This window comes from Mycobacterium sp. IS-836, from assembly GCF_001954275.1.
Taxonomy (GTDB): Bacteria; Actinomycetota; Actinomycetes; order Mycobacteriales; family Mycobacteriaceae; genus Mycobacterium.
Map to the genome: position 1 here is coordinate 1 of NZ_MBEU01000067.1, position 665 is coordinate 665.

The window sequence follows — 665 nt, forward strand, 5'->3', positions numbered from 1 at the left end:
CCCGCGGCGTGAAACACCCCCTTGAGCGGATATTGCGCCGGCAGCCCCGCGATCAACGCCGCCACCGCATCGCGATCGGCCACATCGCAGGCCACCACCGACACCCGCGCCCCCGCGTCTTCCAGCCGACTCACCACCTCGGCCACACCCTCGGCATCCGAGCCCTGGCGACTGGCCAACACCACATGCGCCACCCCATAACGCGTCGCCAGATGCTGCGCGAGCGCCGAACCCGCCATCCCGGTGCCCCCGGTGACCACCACACTGCCCCCGGCAAGGCCACCGCCCGACCCGGCCAGCACCGCGTTACCGGGCCCGTCGGGTAGCGTCAAAACGACCTTGCCGACGTGGCGAGCCTGGCTGATGAAGCGATACGCCGTGGCGGCGGATCGCACGTCAAAGGTCTTGACCGGCAACGGCTTCAACGTGCCCGCCGCGAAGAGCCCCATCAGCTCGGCCAGCATCGCCGCGATGTGGTCCGGGCCGGCCTCCATCAGATCGAACGCCCGGTAGTGCACGTGGTTGTCGGCGGCGACCTGCCGCGGGTCGCGCAGGTCGGTCTTGCCCATCTCGATGAAGCGCCCACCATCGGACAGCAACCGCAGCGACGCGTCGATGAACTCACCGGCCAGCGAGTTGAGCACCACATCCACCCCGGCGCCGAC

The 665-nt window shown here is 69.9% G+C and carries 1 protein-coding gene; it reads right to left on the reverse strand.

Annotated features, from left to right (window positions below; all coding sequences use genetic code 11):
- The coding region (locus A5747_RS18415; RefSeq protein ID WP_142245643.1) for an SDR family NAD(P)-dependent oxidoreductase at window positions 1-665 on the reverse strand (665 nt) is incomplete at both ends.